This window comes from Candidatus Hydrogenedentota bacterium (assembly GCA_018005585.1).
Lineage (GTDB): Bacteria > Hydrogenedentota > Hydrogenedentia > Hydrogenedentales > JAGMZX01 > JAGMZX01.
The window spans coordinates 1-19778 of record JAGMZX010000114.1 but is presented as its reverse complement, the minus strand read 5'-3'; the positions used below and the strand labels follow the sequence as shown (position 1 = coordinate 19778).

General features: G+C 62.7%; 14 protein-coding genes. 6 read left to right on the top strand and 8 right to left on the bottom strand.

Annotation, left to right across the window (positions count from 1 at the left end; all coding sequences use genetic code 11):
- Positions 1 to 184: 184 nt before the first annotated feature.
- From KA184_17105 to KA184_17080, 6 genes are all read right to left on the bottom strand, one after another.
- The gene (locus KA184_17105) at positions 185 to 2533 is read right to left on the bottom strand and encodes an alpha-galactosidase (GenBank protein MBP8131301.1); all 2349 of its coding nucleotides are present in this window, start codon (positions 2531 to 2533) and stop codon (positions 185 to 187) included.
- Positions 2534 to 2715: 182 nt separating this feature from the next.
- On the bottom strand, positions 2716 to 5763 hold the full coding sequence (locus KA184_17100) for an efflux RND transporter permease subunit (GenBank protein ID MBP8131300.1): 3048 nt from the start codon (positions 5761 to 5763) through the stop codon (positions 2716 to 2718).
- A gap of 12 nt (positions 5764 to 5775) precedes the next feature.
- Positions 5776 to 7077 carry an efflux RND transporter periplasmic adaptor subunit gene (locus tag KA184_17095; GenBank protein ID MBP8131299.1) on the bottom strand — a complete coding sequence of 434 codons (1302 nt, stop codon included), beginning with the start codon at positions 7075 to 7077 and terminating at the stop codon, positions 5776 to 5778.
- Between the two features lie 221 nt (positions 7078 to 7298).
- On the bottom strand, positions 7299 to 8288 hold the full coding sequence (locus KA184_17090) for a prepilin-type N-terminal cleavage/methylation domain-containing protein (protein ID MBP8131298.1): 990 nt from the start codon (positions 8286 to 8288) through the stop codon (positions 7299 to 7301).
- Between the two features lie 147 nt (positions 8289 to 8435).
- Complete coding sequence (locus tag KA184_17085; GenBank protein ID MBP8131297.1) at positions 8436 to 9248, bottom strand: endonuclease/exonuclease/phosphatase family protein; 813 nt, start codon at positions 9246 to 9248, stop codon at positions 8436 to 8438.
- A 241-nt stretch (positions 9249 to 9489) separates the two neighbouring features.
- Complete coding sequence (locus KA184_17080; GenBank protein MBP8131296.1) at positions 9490 to 10146, bottom strand: metallophosphoesterase family protein; 657 nt, start codon at positions 10144 to 10146, stop codon at positions 9490 to 9492.
- A 284-nt stretch (positions 10147 to 10430) separates the two neighbouring features.
- On the opposite strand from KA184_17080, the gene KA184_17075 reads away from it, so the two are divergent.
- From KA184_17075 to KA184_17060, 4 genes are all read left to right on the top strand, one after another.
- Positions 10431 to 11009 (top strand): hypothetical protein, encoded by a 579-nt coding sequence (locus KA184_17075; protein MBP8131295.1) that lies wholly within the window; start codon positions 10431 to 10433, stop codon positions 11007 to 11009.
- Positions 11010 to 11058: 49 nt separating this feature from the next.
- Positions 11059 to 11421 carry an integration host factor subunit beta gene (locus KA184_17070; protein MBP8131294.1) on the top strand — a complete coding sequence of 121 codons (363 nt, stop codon included), beginning with the start codon at positions 11059 to 11061 and terminating at the stop codon, positions 11419 to 11421.
- A 238-nt stretch (positions 11422 to 11659) separates the two neighbouring features.
- Entirely contained in the window at positions 11660 to 12226 is a 567-nt protein-coding gene (efp, locus tag KA184_17065) for an elongation factor P (protein MBP8131293.1), read from the top strand.
- Between the two features lie 57 nt (positions 12227 to 12283).
- Complete coding sequence (locus KA184_17060; protein MBP8131292.1) at positions 12284 to 13309, top strand: DUF362 domain-containing protein; 1026 nt, start codon at positions 12284 to 12286, stop codon at positions 13307 to 13309.
- Between the two features lie 88 nt (positions 13310 to 13397).
- Here the strand turns inward: KA184_17060 and KA184_17055 are convergent, their stop codons facing one another.
- Entirely contained in the window at positions 13398 to 14522 is a 1125-nt protein-coding gene (locus tag KA184_17055; protein MBP8131291.1) for a DUF1972 domain-containing protein, read from the bottom strand.
- A gap of 158 nt (positions 14523 to 14680) precedes the next feature.
- Here KA184_17055 and KA184_17050 point away from each other — a divergent pair, with 158 nt between their 5' ends.
- On the top strand, positions 14681 to 15466 hold the full coding sequence (locus KA184_17050; protein ID MBP8131290.1) for a class I SAM-dependent methyltransferase: 786 nt from the start codon (positions 14681 to 14683) through the stop codon (positions 15464 to 15466).
- A gap of 343 nt (positions 15467 to 15809) precedes the next feature.
- Here KA184_17050 and KA184_17045 read toward each other — a convergent pair whose 3' ends face one another.
- Positions 15810 to 17225, bottom strand: a complete 1416-nt coding sequence (locus KA184_17045) for a hypothetical protein (GenBank protein MBP8131289.1) — start codon at positions 17223 to 17225, stop codon at positions 15810 to 15812.
- A 351-nt stretch (positions 17226 to 17576) separates the two neighbouring features.
- Between KA184_17045 and KA184_17040 the strand changes: the two genes are divergently transcribed.
- A partial coding sequence (locus KA184_17040) for a CHRD domain-containing protein (GenBank protein MBP8131288.1) occupies positions 17577 to 19778 on the top strand: 2202 nt, incomplete at its 3' end.

The following is a 19778-nucleotide window of genomic DNA, read 5'->3' as shown; positions in this document are numbered from 1 at the left end:
CCATGCGCGGCGTCAAAGCGCTGCTTTCGAACTCGATGACGGACCTTGTTCAGGACCTCTATCGCGGCTTCCCGATTGAGGCGGTTTATGCGAACCGCGCTATCAACAGCAACGCCGCGCGACGCGGCAAAACAGCCGAAGCCTTGATTCGCAATTACTGATTTGCGCGGATTAGCCGCGGCATCTAGTCGGATGCCGCGGGCTGGAAGCTGACCTGCCAGCGCGTTTCGCCGGTAGTTGTGCTCACGAATCTGACGCGGACATCGTCGCCGTCTTGTTGGAGACGCGGCTCGGGGCCGTCGCAATCGACCCTGATACCGGAAGCAGCGCCGGACGGCGCGACGATGCGCAGTTCGTACGGGTCGCCCGCGACGGCGCGGCTGCGTCCGCTCAGGGTTTTCGATGCGGCGTCCCAGGTTTCCTCGATGATGTCCACCATGCCTTGCGAGATATGCCGGCTCGTGCTCAGGACGAACGGCCGGTCGAGCATCGGGCGCACGGCGATCACGCGGCACGAGCCCGCAGGCACGTCTACGGCGACGGTATCCGGGAACGGCTCGATGGGCGCATTTGCCCAGAAATCGAATGCCGCGTAAGTGCCCGCTTCCGGCAGGCCGAGCCGCGCGGCGTTTTCCTCGATGCGGCACGCCTCTTTCTCGTTCCAATTGAAGAACCCGAGCACGTCGCGCCGGGTTTCGCCGCGCGTGTCCGTCAGGGTCCACACACGCGGCAATTCCTGCTCGAAGAGGTCCGCCGGCCTTGGTTTCAGGCCATGATTCGGCAGAATGCGCCTGAGCAGTTCGAGCCGCTCCGGGGGCAGGTTTGGGAGCCAGTCGCTCATGACGGTGAGCTGGCCGCTGAGCGCCACCCACGAGCACAGCAGCCGCGCATGTTCGATCGGCATCGATGCGCGCACGTAGACCGGGTCCGGGTCGTTATGCCAGACGCGCCCGTGCAGGAAATAACGGTTCGAGCCGTGCCAGGGGCCAGCCTTGAGGCCATTCCAGTCGGGGCCGTTGTCGGGGCCGATGCGCATGGCGTCCACCAGCCCGAAACTCGCGCCGAGTGTGCGCATGTTCTGCGATACATTACAGCCGAGAATGAACACGCCCGGCCCTGCGGCTTCGCGCACGAGCTGGAGCCCCGAACGATAGCGCTCGATGGGCGTCTGCGAAGGGTCATGGCCGATGGCCTCGCCGAGCTGGTCCAGCACATAGGAATCGTTGACGTAGACCTGCTTCGCGCCCGTGCCCGTCCAGAGGCCGTCCAGTTTGAGATAGCGGAACCCCCATTCCTGCGTCATGCGCGACACGGCCCGGCGCAAGAACCCGCGCGCGTCCGGATGCGACATGTCGAGGCACCAGCCCGCCCATTCGGTGTAGCAGAGCGCGCCGTCCTTGCGCTTGAGGAAATAGTCGTGATGGCCCGCCAGCGCGTCGCACAACGGGTCCCACGCGAACGGCATGAACCAGAGGCCGGGCGTAAACCCGAGGCCGCTCAGCTGCCGCGCCGAGGGCGCTATCCCCGCGCGATACGGGCCTTTCGGGTTGTGCTGCGTGAAGTCGGAGTGGGGGCCCCACCACCAGCGCTCTTTCTGTTCCCCGGGAAGCTTCCCGAGGTATTCATCCGAGCGCCCGCGCCGTTCGAGGTCACGCCGGTCGCGCGGAAAGCCTTGCCACATGTCGTCGATCTGGATGAAGTCGAGGCCGAAGGGTTGCAGCGTCTCCTTCGCGAAAAGCGCCAGTTCGGCGAGGTGCTTTGCGTCGCTCGCGCCGCCGTACGGCTGCGAATACCACGTACAGTACCCGCAGGGAATCGGCGGCAGGTGGATGCTGTAATGGGCCGCCACAAGGTCCGCATAGGTTTCCAGTCCGAGCCGTGCATCGTCGAAATAGCCCAGCAGCAGCGTTTCGAAGGTTTGCGACGCGCCGGGCGCGATACGCAGCGCGCCGAAGTCCATCTGCGCGCGCAACGCGAGCGCATCGCCGTCCTGAGCGACTTTGAAGACGCCGTTGCCGCGGTCCTGCGTGAGCCAGGCCGCTACCACGCCATTGCGGCTGCCGGGAACGGCTATGGCCGCAAATGTGTAGGTCTCGGAGCCCTTCTCAGCAGTCGCGAGGCCGCCCGTGCCCAGAATCCGCAGTTCGGCCGCGGGTTTGTCCAGTTGCACGCGTGCCTGAACCGGCGTGTATTCGGAGATGACTTGGGTGTCCGCGCCGGAATTCCGGATCGTTCCTGTAACAGCAATAAATGGGCTGTCCGGTTGCAGCGAAACGCGCACGCTGCCCTCGGCGCCTGTTACTTCCATTTCCCGTTCGGAGTGCAAACTTACTTGAGGCTGTGAGACCGCGCAGCGCAGTTCGGGCAGGAATAGCAGGTCCGGCGTCTTGGCGCGGACGCGGAAACAGGCGTCCGCCGCGTCCCAAGTCACCGCATGCCGCGCGTCCTCGACGGTGATTGCGGATTCGGCGGCGCACACGTTGAATATGGCGCAGGCTACAAGAAGCAGAGCCGCGAACCGTGCCATTCTCATGGGGTTTCCCTTCGTTTTCGTTTGAGCGGCACTCCGCCGCGCCCGTGAGAACGTGACCGCGTGGGGCGCATGGCATCGGGGCCGCCAAGTCTTGGACCGCGGGAGACCGCTCGCGGTTAACAACAGATTCCTCGTGACACGCCTCTTTCTTCCATGGGTGCTTCGCGCATCGCTGTCTTCTGCTATGCCTCGCGAATGCGGAAGACGATGGCGTAAAGCACCGGCACGAAGAAGAGCGTCAATACGGTGGCGAAGGTCAAGCCAAACATGATCGTGACGGCCATGCTGCGGAAGAACGGATCGAACACAAGCGGCGACACGCCGAGCACGGTGGTCAGCGCGCCCATTGACACCGGGCGCACCCGGCTCACCGACGAGTCTATGATTGCGCGGAACCGCTCTTTGCCCTCCCGGATCTCCAGATCGATCTGGTCGACGAGCACGACCGCGTTCTTTACGAGCATCCCTATCAGGCTAAGGAAACCGAGAATAGCCATGAACTCGAACGGCGCCTGAAACAGGAGCAGCCCGATCGTGACGCCAATGACCGCCAAGGGCACCGTCAGCCAAATCACGGCGACCTGGCGGAGCCCGCCGAACAGCAGCAGGATCGTCAGCACCATGGCCACCAAGCTGAACGGCAGCGTTGACATGAGCCCGGATTGGGCTTTCTGGGAGTCGCCATATTCGCCCTCCCATTCCAGGGCATAGCCCGGCGGCAGCGGGATAGACTCCACCTTCGGCCGAACGCGTTCGAAGATTTCACTTGCCAAAATCCCCGAGGCCGGGTCGCACATGGCTGTGATTGTGGGGAAACGGTCCACCCGGCGGACCGCCGGGTTCTCGAATTCCGTGCGGATTTCCGATATGAGTTGCATGATCGGAACAAAGGCGCCGGCCGTGCGGCTGTAGACCTGCACGGACTGCATCTCGTGGATATCCGCGCGTTCGGTTTCCGGTGACCGCGCAATAATCGGTATGAGACGATCTTGTTCCCGATAGATGCCCACCTGCGTGCCGACGAATGCCTGCTGCAGGGCTTCGCGGAAGTCTTCCAGCGATACTCCCGCCCGGCGCGCCTGCACCTCGGAGAATACCGGGCGCACCACCTTGACCGGCTCGCGCCAGTCGTCCTTGACCGCCACCGCTTGCGGGTCCGCGTGGAAGATCTCCTTGGCCTGGTTTGCCAAGTCGCGAAGCGTGGCCGCGTCCGGCCCGCGGAACTCCGCCTGAATCTTGCTCCCCCCGCCCGGCCCCAGGATGAACTTCCATGCTTTGGCTTGCCCGTCGGGGTACTCGTGGTCTATCCGGTCCTGAATGGTCGTGATCAAGCCGGGGATACGGCGGTAGTCGTCCACATCGATGAGCAATTGTCCATAGCTTGTGCTGGGCGATTCAGGGGCGTAGGTCAGCATAAAGCGCAATAGCGCGCTTCCGCTCACGGCGGTTACGTGCATGACGCCGTCCAGTTCGCGGACCCAGCCTTCGATATCCGTGAGGTCCCGATGTGTTGCGCGAATATCGGCCCCTTCAGGACGCCAGAAGTCCACCACGAACTGCGCGCGGGAAGATTCGGGGAAGAAGCCCGCGGGCACGAACCCGAAGCCGAACACGGCTGCGGCGAGCAAGGCGAGCATGCCCGCGGAAGTGGCCCAACGCATCTGGAGGAGCCGCTTCAATACTCGCTGATAGCCGTGATAAAGCCAGCTGTCGTATGGGTCGGCGCTGTCCGCCTTCTTGCCGGGCGTGAGCAACAGCGAACAGAGAAACGGCGTGAACGTAATGGCGAAAACCCAGCTCAGGAACAGCGAGAAACCAATGACCCAGAAAAGAGAACCCGCGTACTCGCCCGTGGCGTCCGGGGACAGTCCGATGGCGCTGAAGGCAAGAATGCCCACAATGGTTCCGCCGAGCAGAGGCCACGCGGTCTGGGCAACGACGGAAGACGCCGTGGCGCGCCGGTCGCCGCCCGATTGCACGCCGATAAGGATTCCTTCCGTAACGACGATCGCATTGTCGACCAGCATGCCGAGGGCGATAATCAGGGCCCCGAGCGAGATTCGCTGCATCGCGATATCGTCGAATTGCATGAGCACGAGCGTGCCGCAAACCGTTACCAGCAGGACGGCCCCCATGATTACGCCGGACCGAAGCCCCATGAAGATCAGCAGCGTGATGACAACAATGGCGAGCGATTCGATGAGGTTGACCACAAACCCTGTGATCGCGACATCCACCGTGTCGCCTTGGTCGGAAATGGTATGCAGGTCCATGCCAATGGGGCGCAGCGCCTCGAGGTGCGCCAGCCGGGCGCGGACCGCTTTTGCCGTTTCAACAACGTTGCCGCCCGAAACGGCAGATATGCCCAGTCCGACTGCAGGCTGGCCATCGTAGCGGAGCATACAGTCCGGCGGCTCAATGTAGCCGCGTGACACCGTGGCAATGTCGCGCAGCAGGATCTGCCGCCCGGCGCCCTGGCCGCTGAGCAGCAGATTCTCGATGGCGTCGACCGACGTAATCTGCCCTATGGGCGCAATCTCGACGTAGTCCGGCCCCACGTCGATCTTGCCGCCAGGGCCTACAACGTTCTGCTGTTTCAGCGTGGAATAGATCGTGTCCGGCGAAATGCCCAGCGATGCCGCGCGCTCCCGCGCGATCTCTATGAAAACGGCCTCCTCCGCTTCGCCCAGCAGCGCGACCCGCGCCACGCCCGGAACTATCAGCAATTCCTTGCGCAGGTCGCGAACATAGTCCTGGACCTCTCTCAGCGAATAGCCCTCGCCCGTCACGGCATAGAAAAGGGCGAAGACGTCGCCGAAATCATCATTGACGATGATGGGCCCCGCGCCGGGCGGCAGGTTTTTCTCCACGTCGCGGAGCTTGTTGCGCAGTTTCGTCCACAAGCCTTCGAGCACGTTCTTGGACGGGCTGAACTCGATGAGCATCTCGACCTTGACCTCGGCCATGCCCGCGCGGGAAACAGAGGTAATCTCCTTCACCTCCTGAAGCTGCTGCGCGGCGGACTCGATAAGGTCCGTGACTTCTTCAGCCACTTCGTTGGGCCGCGCGCCCGGGTAAGGGACGTTAATGACGGCCGTGCGAATGACGAATTCCGGGTCCTCAAACCGGGCCAGTTTTTGATAGGCGGAGTAACCCCAAACCAGGACCAGGATAAGCAGGACCGCGCTGGTCGTGCGTTTTTCCACGAAGAGGCCGGCGAGTCTGGTCATATGCCCGTCCCCTTATTGGTTCATTGACCGGACGGGCAACCCTTCGCGGAGCTGAGAAACGCCCGCCGTGGCCACTACCTCGCCCGTATTCAGCCCTTCCAGTATCTCGACCGAGTCTCCGGAGATAGCGCCCAAGCGGACTTCGCGCCGGGCACAGCGGCTGGTGTCCGCATCGATGACCCAGACATAGGGCGCGGCGCCGCCTTCCGTTCCCGAGACAGCTGCTGCGGGTATCCTGACCGGTTCCAGCGACCCGGCAGGAGACTCGCTCTGAATGCGGACCTGGGCCGTCATGCCTGGAAGCGCGACCAAACCCTCGGGCGTGTTCAAGCGCAGCGTCAAGGCGTAGGTCTGTGTCTGCGGATCGGCTTCCGTGGTTATGCCTTTGAAGGTAGCCGGAAATTCCTCGTTCGGGCGGCCGGGGAAAGTCGCCGTGAGTGTCATCGGCATGCCGCGCTGGGTTCGTTGCAGGAGCAGCTCAGGCACGTCAATGACGAGTTCCAGGCCGCCCACGGTTTGGATGGTAAGCACCGGCTGCTTGGCCTGCATTTCCTGGAATTGGTCCGCGAGCACCTGCGCGATTACCCCGTCGTACGGGGCCCGAAGCTGAGTATCATCGAGTTGAGACTGGGCCTGCTCCACGCGAAGGCGCAGGCTGTTCGTGCGCGCCTCGGCGGCCTGGACTTCCTCGGGCCGCGCGCCGGCCCGCGCCTTGGCCAAAGCCTGAGCGGCTCGGTCTACGTCGGCGATTGCGACGTCCCTGAACGTCGCGCTGCGGTCGAATTCGCTGCGGGATATGAGACCCTCGTCCAAGGAAGCCTTTGACCGCTGATAGTCGATGTCCGCCTGATTACGCCTGGCTTGCGCCGAAGCGAGTTGTGCTTCCATCGCGGCAATGTCTTCCGTGCGTGAGCCGCTCTTGAGCACCTCCAGGTCTTTCTCGCTTGCCGCCAAGGCACTGCGTGCATCGGCAAGCGCATTTTCAAAGTCCCGCGTGTCAAGCGAAGCCAGCACATCGCCCGCCTTGACAGCCTGCCCGGCTTCCACGGCCAACACGGCAAGCTGGCCGGGCACACGGAACGACAGATCCGCCCGTTCTTCCGCCCGGACCCGCGCAGGAAAGACGCGGTCGAGCAAGGCCGCCAAGGGTTGCACAACCATGGTCTTGACTGGCCTGGCCACCTCCGCCGGCGCGGCATCCGGCTCGCCCCGGCAACCGGGCAGCAGCAGTGCCGGGCCAATCAGGAAAGCCATGCACAGGGGCGCCGCGATAAGCGGCACGAAATGCGAGTCTTTTGGTGATCCGCGGAACATGGACAGGTTTCCTCCCACACACCATAGACGTATTCTAGAAGATAATTCGTACGCGAACAACGTTTCGCTGACGCGCCATTCACCAGCGCTTCTTTTCCGAGTGTTCTATAGAGCGGGCAGCAGGGATATCTTCCGGCGCCTGACTGCGCCGGCCATACATGTTTGGAACGTCGAAATCCGCGCCTTGTGGTTCCCGCTTGTCACAGAGTCGCGCCTCGGCCTCATATGGTGAGTCCCGCAAGCAGGGCCATAACTTCCGAGACGCGCCGTGTTACTGGCGGCGTACCATTCTCCTGATACCGGATGAAGTCCACGTGCCCGTCGAGGTACAGCACATTGGCGCCGCCGGGAACGTGATTGAATACGCCGGTCTGGCCGAGTGCGGCGATCTGGTCCATCATCACGAAAACGGTGCTCTGTGCTTGCGCCGAGGCCGCCGGGTTGTTGATATCCGTGATGAGGAAACGCTCGATGCCCTCTCTCAAACGGTACACCGTATTGCAGCCGCCGTTGCCGAGGCCCGTGAGTTGCCCACCCGAGAGGTCGCGGTCCACGACACGCTGCAGCATCGCGTTGTTCTCTCCCGTGACGCCGGGCACGAGATCGGAATGAGACAACAGCACAAGCAACCCGGCGACCAGTTGTTCCGGTCCCGCGCCGGCGGGGGGAATGTCCTCTGGCGGCAACACAAGGCTGAGCAGGGTGCGCACCGGCTCGAGCGGAAGCGTGGGCCATTCATCACCCGAACGGTCGAAGACCCAACCGAGATAGATGTAGCTGGAATCGATGGCGCGCGCGCATTCGTAGGCGTCGCCATGCGCGTATCCGAAGCAGAATTCCCCCGGATTGACCGCTTGCGCATCGCTGATATGCTGCATAAGCCCCGCGTCGGACGGACAGAAGGCGATCATCGGGTCGTTCAAGTACTCGGGATAGATTTGCCACGTGTTGGGGCCGATGTCAATCACGACGATGACGTCGCCCGTCTCGTTCGGGTATGCGCCCAGTTGCAGGCTGGGCCAGCGTTCGCCCGGGTCCTCGTTGGCGTACATCTTGTATACCAGGCCCCATTCCTTAAGGTTGTTCTGGCAGCTCGCGCGCCGGGCTGATTCGCGCGCGCGCGCCAGGGCGGGCAAGAGGATCGCCGCCAGGATGCCAATGATGGCGATGACAACCAGGAGTTCGATGAGCGTGAAACCCTTCTTGCGCATGACCTGACTCCTCCGCGGTTTATGCCCCTGTCTTATGGCTCGGCGCCGTGTCGGCACAATCAACAGAATGCAGCAAAACGCTCGAATGTGCAAGGGGCGGGTTTTGGGCGGGTAGATGGTTTCCGAGGCCGGAACCGTTACGGAGGCTCAGCGCGCCATCCGCATGGGCGCGCGGGCCGCGGGTCTGCCGTTGCGGCGCCGTTCCACCGGCTTGGCCGCGGCGGTTCCCGCGATCTCGAAATCGCACACAATGGGCAGATGATCGGAGAAACGCACCTGCGGGACGGAGAAACGGCTGACCTTGATTTCGGGACTGTGGAGGATGAAATCGAGTTCCCGTCTTGGCGACCAGCTTGGGAACGTGGGCGCACCCCGCTGGTTCGCGTTGACCAGGCCCGAGGCCGCCATGAACAGATGCAGTTCGCGGTCGCCCCACAATACGTTGAAATCGCCGGCGACAAGCATCGGCTTGTTCACCGCCGCGAACATGCTGTACAGGTCGCTAAGTTGATATTGCCGATGCCGGTACTTGAGCGAGAGGTGCACGAGGAAAATGACGAAATTGGAGAACTCCAGTTCAATTACGAGGCGCTTGATGCCCTTGTCGAAGTAGTGGAAGTCCCGGGCTTCGATGCGCTGATTGGTTAGAAAGGCATTACCCTGTGCCTTCAAGACCGGCACACGCCGGGCAAGGGAAGAGTGGGAATACTTCGATTCATACACGTGCGCGAAACCCAAGTCGCGCGCGAGAACAGCGGCCTGGTTGACCTTTTCGGTCAGGTACGACCCATTGTCCACCTCGACCAGGCCGATGATATCGGGGTCCAGGGAACGCAAGAATCCGCTGAGTGTTTCCAGCTTTCCCTGGGGCCGGCGGAAATAGCCGCTGAAAGGAAGGGGCAGGTGAAAATGCCACCCGCTCCCCGTTCCATATCGAATGTTGTAGAGGACAAACCGCATGATGAACTACGGACGGACCGCTCATGCCGGGACGCCTCTCGCGATGCCGCGCCCGGCAAAACGCCGCGTGTCTCTGACTCTGCCTATTTAATACAACCCGTGTGCCACAGACTGCACAAATGCCGCGCTACAGCCTTGCGGTTCGCACACCTGTTCTACTGGATATTAAGCCACAATCGCACGCGTTCTGGCAAGGAACACGGGTGAGCGCCCCCGGCGGCCCGCCGAGCCGGGCATTTCGTCAGCCGCCGACAAACCGATGCTCCATCGTCGACACGTCCAGCAACAACGCCCGCTTGATGCCCGCCGCCGCCACATTGAAGTGCCGCCCTTCGCTTCCGTAGGCTTCGTGAATGTGACCGTGGACGTGGACCCGGAAGGGAAAGGAGTCCACGAGTTTGCGCAGGGCCACGCTTCCGGTGCGCGCGCCTGTATAGTTCTTGTCCAGTATCCCATACGCAGGCCCGTGGGTTATCAGGACCGTATGTTCATCCAGTAGCGGGCCAAGCCGGGCCAGGTCTGATTCGATGCCTTCCTCTGGTTTTTCAAACGGCCCGCCGGTGAACGGCGTGGTCGTCTGGTAGCCCACAAAAGCAGTGTCGCCGAGTACCAGGCGCCGTTCGTGAAGGGACTGTATGCGCGGCGGCCGTGCGGGCAATTCAACACGGTCGCAATTGCCCATGACATACCATGTCGGTGCGGCCCACGCATCCAGATGCGCCAGCACCGCGCCGGCGTCCACGCGCTGCGCTGCCTCCCGCGTCGCGTAGCCGGCCGGCCGTCCGAGCAGGTCGCCCGCGAGCACGACGAGGTCAGGGTGATGGGTCTCAATCTGTTCGCCGAGCCACCGGTAGAGGTTCTGGCGGCCGTGCAAGTCGGCGGCAAACAACACCAGCAACTGGGAAGTCCTCCCTGCTTTCAGGTTGCACCAGCGAGCGCGCGCACACGCATCCGGACCGGTCAAGGGCGCCCAGTCTGCTTGCCGGGGCGGGGTCCATGCAAGCAGACGCGGGGTGGCGGGCAAGGCTGCGCGCACCCGCGCACACACGGGAATGTGGCTCATAAAACGGCATGCCTGCTTGACTTAAGAAAGACGTTGTTTGACATTGCCTTGGGCGTGTGCTAAATTAAGAATTCATCTTTTCCCCTGTGGGGTCCGGCTAGAGGGAGGTCGCCGTATCAATGGCACGACTCAGTAAGAAGCAGATGCAGACGATAGCGACGCTCGAACGGCGCGTCGCCATGTGCCAGGAGTTCATGAACGACTGGTTGCTGTTCAACCAGATCATGAACGCCTACCCGAGCCCGGGTGTGAACAAGGCGCAGCTTGAGAACCAGTTTCTCAAGATCAAGAGCAAACTGGCCCGGGAGCACCGGGTGCTCAAGGATACGCTCGGCGCCGACTACAACCTCGACGCGAACACCATGAACCTTGTCTCACAGTCGACCAGCCTGGAATCCATCTATGGGCAGTCTGATGTGGCCATCAAGAAACTGCAAACGGAATGGCACCGCTGTTTCATCTCGATCAACGAGACCTTGGGCGCGTTGATAGACAAGAAACAACGCGCGGAGGCGGGAGAGAAGATCTACATTGCGACAACCATCGGCGCGGAGGGGCCGATGAAGGCCAGCGCCTCTACGGAAACCGTGCTTTGGGTTGTCGGCACCATCGTCGTGGTCGGCGTGGTGATCGGCGTCGCCGCGGTCACGGGCATGTTGCAGGCTTGGTGGGACATGGTGAGCCAGTTGTTCAGGTAGGCGCCGGCGCCGGGTGTGTTGCCGTAGCCCGGGAAGAGGAGTGGAAGGCGTGACGAAGCGAGAACTCGTGGTTGATGTAGCGGACCGGCTCAGCTACACGCAGAACGAGGTTGCGGACGTGGTGCAGGCAACGCTGGACACCATCGTAGAAACGCTTGCGGAAGGCAACAGGCTAGAAATCCGGAACTTTGGCGTGTTCGAGATCAAGACGCGCGACGCGCGGCTGGGGCGAAACCCCCGAACGGGTCAGGCGGTGCCCATACAACAAAAGCGCGTCGCCGTTTTCAAACCGGGCAAGGCGCTGAAGCAGCTGGTGGAAGCCGCCAGCGCGCCCGCGGCGGGTCACGCCGAAGCCAATACGGCCGCGACGCCCGAAATCCCGCCCGCGAAACCCCCAGCAATCCCGGAATAGGACCGCTGAGGCCGCAGCGGCCTTTCGCGCAGTTCTGGCCGGTTCCCTTGCGGCGTCGAACGAGGGGTCAGGCGTGCGCGCACAGGGCTGAAAATCGTATACTGGTACCTCGCTGCGCAGGCCGATTCAGAGGCGCGACCCCCGAGCCACACACGGTGCGAGCCGGGCTGCCGCAGCAGCGGGAGTCCAACAGGAAGATGCGAGTCGAGCAAACGTATCAGGGAGCATTTCGGAATTTATGGCAGCGATCTCTGAATTTCGGACGGGCATGGCGATCCGGCACAACAACGACATCTGGATCATTACCGAATTCCAGCATGTGACGCCGGGCAACTGGCGCGCCATGGTGCGCACCAAGCTGAAGAACCTGAAGACGGGCCGCGTGATCGATGTCACGTTCCGCATGACGGACAAGATCGAGGAAATCCGGCTCGAAGCCAAGCCGATGCAGTTCCTCTACGAGGCGGACGGCAGCCTGCACTTCATGGACAACGAGACCTACGACCAGCTCTCGATTCCCGACGAGATGCTGGGCGACTCGAGGCAATTCCTCAAAGAGGGCGACAAGTGCACCATCTCCTTCCTGGAAGGGCGCCCTATTTCGGCGGAAATCCCGCTCTTTGTCGAATTGGTTGTCGCTGAAGCCGAGCCCGCGGTGCGCGGCGATTCGGCGACGAACATCATGAAGAACGCGGTGCTCGAAACGGGTGCGCAGGTGCAGGTGCCGCTTTTTGTCAAGGAAGGCGACACCTTGAAGATCGACACGCGCACGGGCAAGTATATCGAGCGTGTATCCATCGGGTGACGCGCCGCGCCGGCCCCTTCGGAGCCCGGTGACGCGCGCCGTTTAAGGAGCCGGTCCATGCAGATACGAACGGGGATCACGCGCCGGGGGTTTCTGCGCGGGGCAGCGTGCGGCGTGGCAGCGGGGCTGCTGCTGCGCGGCGGGGCCGGCGCGCAGGCGGTGCCGATGCGGCTCGGCCTCACTCACGGCGACGACCGCGCGGCGAACGTCTACAACGCGCTCAAGTTGATCGAGCCGCAAGTGCGGGAGGGCCTTGCGCGCAAGAAGACGGTGGTCATCAAGCCTAACCTTGTCGCTATCGACCGGCAACTCTCCGCCACGCACGCCGACTGCATCGCGGGCATACTTGAGTTTCTCAGCCCCCTTGTCGACGGCGAAATCCTGATCGCCGAATCCCCGGCGAACGGACCCGCGACGGAAGGATACGAGAATTACGAGTATCCCCGCCTGACGAAGGAGTATCGCGCGCGGCTGGTGGATTTGGATGCAGAGCCGTACGGGACCGAGTATCTGGTCGATGAGCGGCATCACACGCGCGCGGTGCGCTTTTCGAGCCTTGTGCGCGACCCGGACGTCTATCTCGTCTCCGCGGCCATGCTGAAAACCCACGACCGCGCCGTGGTCACGCTCGGCCTCAAGAACGTTGTCGCGGGCGCACTGCTCAAGGACAGCGGTTTCCGCTGGGGGCCGAACAGCCGGGGAAGCAGCGACAAGCACTTCATCCATGGCGGCCCGGAAAACCAGGGCATCCATTACAACATGTTCTCGCTGGCGCGTATTGCCGCGCCCTGCCTCACAGTGCTGGACGGGTTCCAGGGCATGGAGCACAACGGCCCGACCGAGGGTACGCCCGTGGACCATCGAGTCGCCTTGGCCGGAACCTGCTGGCTTGCCGCCGACCGTGTCGGCGCGGAACTGATGGGTTTTGACTGGCGCAAGGTGGGCTATCTGTCCTTTGCCGCCGGTGCGGGCATGGGCGAAACCAGTCTGGACAAACTGGAGATCCTCGGCGAACGCGTGGCCGACCACGTGCGCGCCTACCGGCCTCACGACACCGTCGAGCAGCAATATCAGTGGATGTGATTGCGGGTCGCTTTGGGCGAACCCGCGGTTAGCGGACTTTCGGCGTTGGGACGGGCGGGGCCGCCCGGGCAATTGCGGCGCGCACGGGCTACTCGCGGGCCCTTCGGAATTCGCCGCGGGCGGCGCTTTGCAGCACCTCCTCGTATTGCTCGGCGAGGATATCCCAATTATAGGCTTCCAGGCAGCGATTCACCGCCCTCTTGCGCAGCGCCGCCACCATGTCCGGGTTGTCGAGCACGTAGCGCAATTTGTCGCGCAGGTCGGTCTCGGAGAGGTTGTAGGTGATGGCGGCGTCCTGGACCGCGTGGGCGTTGTCGACGGTGTTGAGCGTCAACACACAGCAACCGTGGCCGAGCGCTTTCAGCAAGCCCAGGCTGGTTCCGCCGGGCTGGTTGCCGTGAAGCAGCGCGTAGCAGCCGAGGTGCAGTTCGCGGACGTGGTCCGCGTCGTAGACCGGGCCGGGGAAGAGGATGCGCGGGTCTTTCGTCTCGCGCAAACTGGCGGCGTAGGAGCTTTCGTTTGCGTGGCCGCCGCCCATGACGAGTTTCTTGTCCGTTTGCAGGCCCTCGAAAGACTTGATGATGTGCCGGCAGCTGTTTTCGGGCACGTGACGGCTCAGGAAGAGGAAGTATCCGTCCTTCTCCAGGCCGTACTGTTCGAGAATCTCGGGCCGGGTCGATTCTGTCTCGACATTGGCTCCGTTGGGAATGTGAATGGGGTCGCAGTCGAAGTCCTGGACATAGTAGTCGCTTACGGATTTGGCGTCGATGACGAGCTTGTCGCAGAGCTTGGCCGCGATGAAGGCGGACACGTAGATGAAGCGCTTGGCGAAGGGCCCCCATTTGGCGCGGCGCCAATCGAACCCGTCGGGATTGAGGACCACGGGATAGCCGAATGTCTTGGGGATGATACACAGGGTGGAAATGGCCGGATTGAATGCGAGGACGACGTCGGGCTTGAGCTTGACCGTGTGCATGCAGGCGAACAGCGAATGCGTGTAGGTGTCGGTGACGGTGTACCGAAGATTGCGCAACATGATGCGCTTGATGCCGCGGTATTCGGGGAGCGAGTCATCTTCGCTGTTCGTGTAGCGGCAATAACAGATGACTTCGTGACCGCGCGCGACCAGCCGGGCGCCGACCTCCTCCGCGCACGTCTCTAGACCGCCGTATTTGGCCGGCACCCCACGTATTCCCAGTATGGCGATGCGCATGCCCGTTCTTCGTATCCCGGTGTCTGGTCCGGCGTTTCGCGTCCGCCCGAAACTGTGGCGTCTTCCCCGCACCGCGTCATCCTAGCAGAAACCCGGCGGATAGGAAAACCGGCGCCTGCGCGGGTATACTCGGCCCGAAATACGAGGGATTTCAAGCAGTGAGCACGACTCCAGAGCGACCGGACGGCGCGAACCGGGGCAAGGACAGCCTCGCGCTGGATGTGGACGCGTTGCGCCGCAAGCTGGGGCTGGTCAAAGTCGCGCTGATCGAGCAGTGGATTCGCGAGGTCAACGGCCCGTTCGACGGAGCCATCGCGCCGCACGTGCACGGCGCGGCGGTTGTGCTCGATATCGGGTGTAGCCGGGGTGACCCCGACTTGCCGTCGCTGGCGCGCGGGCGGCTCTTCGTGGGGGTGGACAGGGACCTGCCCGGCCTGCGCGGCAACACGCTGGCGGGCGCGCGCGTCCTCGCGCCGATGCGGTGCCTTCCCTTCGCGGACGCTTCCGCCGATGTGGTCGTGTGCAAATGGGTTGCCGAACACCTCGAGCAGCCGTGCGTCGAGTTCGCGGAATGCCGGCGCGTACTCAAGCCGGGCGGCGTCCTGTGCCTGCTCACCCCCAATGCGTGCAGCGTGTTTACGACGTTTTCCCGGCTGATTCCGTACCGGCTCAAGCAAGTGTTCAAGGGGCGCCTCTTCGGTCTGCACGAGGAAGACACGTTCCGCACGTACTATCGCGCCAATTCGCGGCGCCGCCTGCGCCGCCTGCTCGGCGGCCTTGGGTTCGTCGAGGAGCAGTCCGCCTGGCTGCCCGGCATGTGGACCTTCTTCATCTTCAGCGCGCGCGTGGCGAAAGCGGTGCGCGCGCTGGAACACGCGCAGGCGCGGCTGCCCGGTTTGCGCGGCACGACGGCGTATATCATGGGCGTCTGGCGGAAGGAATAGCGGCGCCGGCGTTCGCCGCACGGTACAAAGCACGCGCTTCATCGGTAACGGCTCTTCCAAAACCCGCGTGACGAGCGGAAGCGCGCGTATGGTCTGAGGACACCCGTGAAAGAACCGGATGAACGCCGCCTGCAGAGGCAGGCATCAGGTATCGGGATAGTCTCAAGATACCCGGCTTGCCGCGTTCCTCAAGTGCTCCATCTCGGAAATACGGTCGCGTGTGGCGCGCGCGAGACCTTGTCCGCCGCAGCTCTTGCGAAGACGGCTGCTCGCGCTTTGCTCATCGCGGCGCTTGAGCCGCCACGAGCAGAACGCCAACCAGCAAGCCGGCGCGCGAGGGCCTTCACAAGGGCTGTAACACGGCTGCGCTCAGGGGTGGAACGGTCAGCCGCAGTGCGCCTCCGTTCACGGTGTATTCCTCACCCGAATACCGTTCGACATAGCGGAGGTTCTCCGAGGTCTCCAGGCCGCGCAGCGTTCCGGTGAGCGGGGCGGTGAACTCGTTGACGAGCAGCAACCACAGGCTATTGTCCACCTGTTTCGGCAATACGGCGACGCCGCGGTCGACGGAGCCGAACGTTTCGTCACAGGCGAACGAAATGACGGCATCGGCGTCGCGCGAGGCAAGTACCGGTTGCAGGTCCTTCAATTCCGTTACAACGGCAAGCAGGTCGCGCCAGCACGGGGAGTCCTTTTCAATGTAGGCCGTGCCCCAATAGAGAATGCCGCGCGCGCCGTGAACGATGGCGTCAAACGCCATGAACCGGGTTTCCGCGCGGGTCGGGCGGCGCAACTGCTCGCGGACTTCCGGCGGCTGGTCCGGCTGGATGTCTCCCCAGCCGAAGCCCTGAAGCACCATCCAGACGGGCTTGCCCGGCGCGGCCTCCTGCATGCGGCGGGTGTATGCGCCCACCGAGGCGATCGTGCGGTCGCGCAAGTCCGAATGTCCTACTCGCGGGGACTCAGGAACGGGATAGATGTCGCAGCCCACGATGTCCGCCGCTTCGTTGAACTGCGCCAATTGCGCGACCTGATTGCGCGGCGCGTGATTCATCCAGACGGGGTGTGCGGGGTCGAGTCCGCGCATCAGGGCGCGGCCTTTTATCATCCCCTGGCGCATCCGCGCGGCCCGCTCCGGCGCATTTGCCAGGCCGAGCCCCGGATGCGGAGACGTCTGGCCAAGGTCGCTCCAGAGTTCATCGGCAAGGTGTTCCGACTCCAGGTACTGGCCTGCACGGTGCAACGCTCGGGAGCGCTCCAGCTTGGAAGTCAGCCGTTCACGTTCGGCCTCGTCCTGCAAGTCCTTAATCTTCCCGGCGAGCAAATCCGGTTCTTCGCCGCCACGCCAGAGTATGGCGCCGTACCAGACGTTCCACAGCGCTTCGTCGGGCACTTCCCATACCAGCAAAGCCGGATGCGCGGCGGCGGCGTCCACCAGCTTACCGAGTTCCTCCGCGCGCGCGTCCTCGTTCTCACTCAGGTCAATACAAGAGCCTGTATTTATCCAAGCATACAGGTTATGCGCGGCGAGACGGTTCAGCGCATCCGCTTCCGCGGCGGCATGGACCAGATGAAAACCGGCATCTGCCGCCTCGCGCAATACGGCATCGTCCTGCGGGTTTTCATACAACCCGGCCACGAAGAGCCGTGTTCCATCTACAACAAGCATTCGGTCTTCAGCAATGGAAACCGTGGCTGCGCCGCTCACGCGGAGCAGCGTGCCAAGAACGGCCGCGGCGAACAATTGTCTGGCATGCATCGTGTTACTTCCTTTCGCATGAGGCTTGGCGAGACCGGCACGAGCCGGGATGCATCTATTCTGACGGTCAGAGGCGGCTTAGGCAAATAGCGAAAAATGAGAAATTCGCCAAGATGAGAAAAGAGTATCAATTTTTTGACACTCATGATAGAATCAGACTAGAGAAACAAGCACTTTGCGCCGGAGACGGCTAGAATGTGGCCGGATTCTCCGGAAGGGTGGCTCGGATTTGTTTGGCTGTTGGTAGGTGCCAGAGTTCAAGTATCGTGCGCTTGGACAACCTTCGGGAAGGGACGAGAGAAGCACGCGGATTCGGCAGACTGCGCCGAAAACCCATGAGGTGTGCCTGTCGTGAAGAAGAATGTGTTTGTGCAAGGATTCATAGTGGCTGCGTTGTTGCTGGCGTTGGCGCCGGGCGCGGCGAGAGCCCAGTGCTACCAGGACCAACTGGACCACGACTTCCTTCTAGGCATGATGGAAGTGCTGCTGGGGCAGTTGCTGGTCGACCCGGATACAGGCGAAAACCTGTGGACGGGCAGCATGGGCAGCACGCCGGTCTGGACCCAGATCCCCGGGCAGCTGGGGCCGGGCTTCCTCGGCGTTGACAACAACGGGAATGGCATCAATGACGACGACCAGTTGGACATGCTCGCAGCTATTATCGACGGCGATGCGTCGGTGGTCGGCGGTCTTGACCCGGCGGATGTCGATGCGATTCGCGCGGCCTATGCGGCGAACGTCGCGTATATCCAGACGGTTGAGATGACCATCTCGGGCGTACATGTGACGGCGCTGGGCGGGCTGCTCAACATCACGGAGTCTATTACGACCGGGGAGCAGAAGTGTCTGGACCTGCCAGTCATTGGCGATACGTGTTTTGATGTGCCGAGTCTGTGGTCCGTCAATGAAGCGGATCCGAGCGACGGCCTGCTCGTTTCCGCGCATCCCCTTCTGGAAGACATGATGATTCAGGTGGGCGCGGGCACGGTGACGCTGGGCGACCAGGCCGGCATCGACCATTTGCAGGCATTCATGGGGCAAGTAACGCTGGCCGTGCTGAAGTACCTCGTGCCGGCATTGCTGGCCGACCTGAAGGCGGCGCCGGTGGACTTGGCCAAAGGCTACACGATACCGTGCGGACAGATTGAGGATTTCGACGAGACGATTTCCATCACGGACCCGATTACGGTCGATATCCGCATTGAGATTGACAACACGAATATCTGTTCGGCACTGCAGAACTTCATCAACAACTTTGCGTGTCCGCCCATGACCTGCATGGGCGCGCTTCTCGGAGCGAGCGGCGACCTTAACGGCGATGGCACGACCAATCTGGCCGCCTATAACGCCACAGCGACGCGGCAGGAATGGCTGGAAGCCGAAAGCATCTCGAATCCTCCGCTGCAGATCACGCAGCAGCCTCAGAACCACGACAACTTCGTCGGTATTCCGCTCGATTTGAACATCCTGTATGCGGAAGGCTTGCCGGGCGGGCCGGTCGAGTACAAGTGGGAGAAGATCGACATCGAAGACTTTGAGCCGCTCGGAGGGCCGGTTTCCACGGGGCCGTCATACTATGTCGAGTACCCGTTTGCCGACCAGGATGGTTTCTACACGGTCACAATGTGCGATCCTCTCTGGACTCGGCGGTCCGTGTCGGCGCAGGTCGTTGTGCGAGAGACGGCTTTCGCTATCTATCAGCAGCCGCAGAGCGCCGTGGTCAATGAGGGCAATGACCACACGTTTACCGTGCGCCCGATGGGCGGCGTGGCGCCCGCGCCAACGTACCAGTGGTACGGCGGACCCACTTCCGATGCCTTGTCGTTGCTGCCGGGTGAAACCAACCGTGACCTTGTCCTGCTGGACCTGCAACTCGGTCAGGACGGCTTCTATCAGGTGCAAGTCACGGGCAACGATGCCGGCAAGGCGACCGTGGTGATTCCGAGCAACATCGTGCAATTGCTCGTGGTCGCCGGCGGCGAAGGCGAGGGTGAAGGCGAGGAGGAAATTGTCTATTGCGTGGTCGACCTCGAAAGTTCGCAGACCGTGCCGCCGTCCGGAAGCGAGGCCAACGGCGTAATGACGCTTTACCAAAACCTGTCGCAGGGCACCTTCCGCGCTGAGGTGCTTCATTCGGTTGGGAACCCGAGCGTGGCCGGCATCTATATGGGCGCGCCCGGTGCGGTCGGGCCGATGATTATCGACTTCGGCGCCGCCACAAGCCCGGTCAACTACACGTTCACAGGTCTCGACCTCTACTATCTGGATTTGTACGAAGACGTCTATGTCCAGGTGGAGAGCGTTGAAAACCCGACTGGTGAAATCCGCGGGCAAGTGGTGTGCGGTGCGGAAGGCGAGGGCGAGGGCGAGGGCGAGGGCGAGGGTGAAGGCGAAGGCGAGGGTGAAGGCGAAGGCGAGGGTGAAGGCGAAGGCGAGGGTGAAGGCGAAGGCGAAGGTGAAGGTGAAGGTGAAGGCGAAGGCGAAGGCGAAGGCGAGGGCGAAGGCGAAGGCGAGGGTGAAGGCGAAGGCGAGGGCGAAGGAGACGGCGAAGGC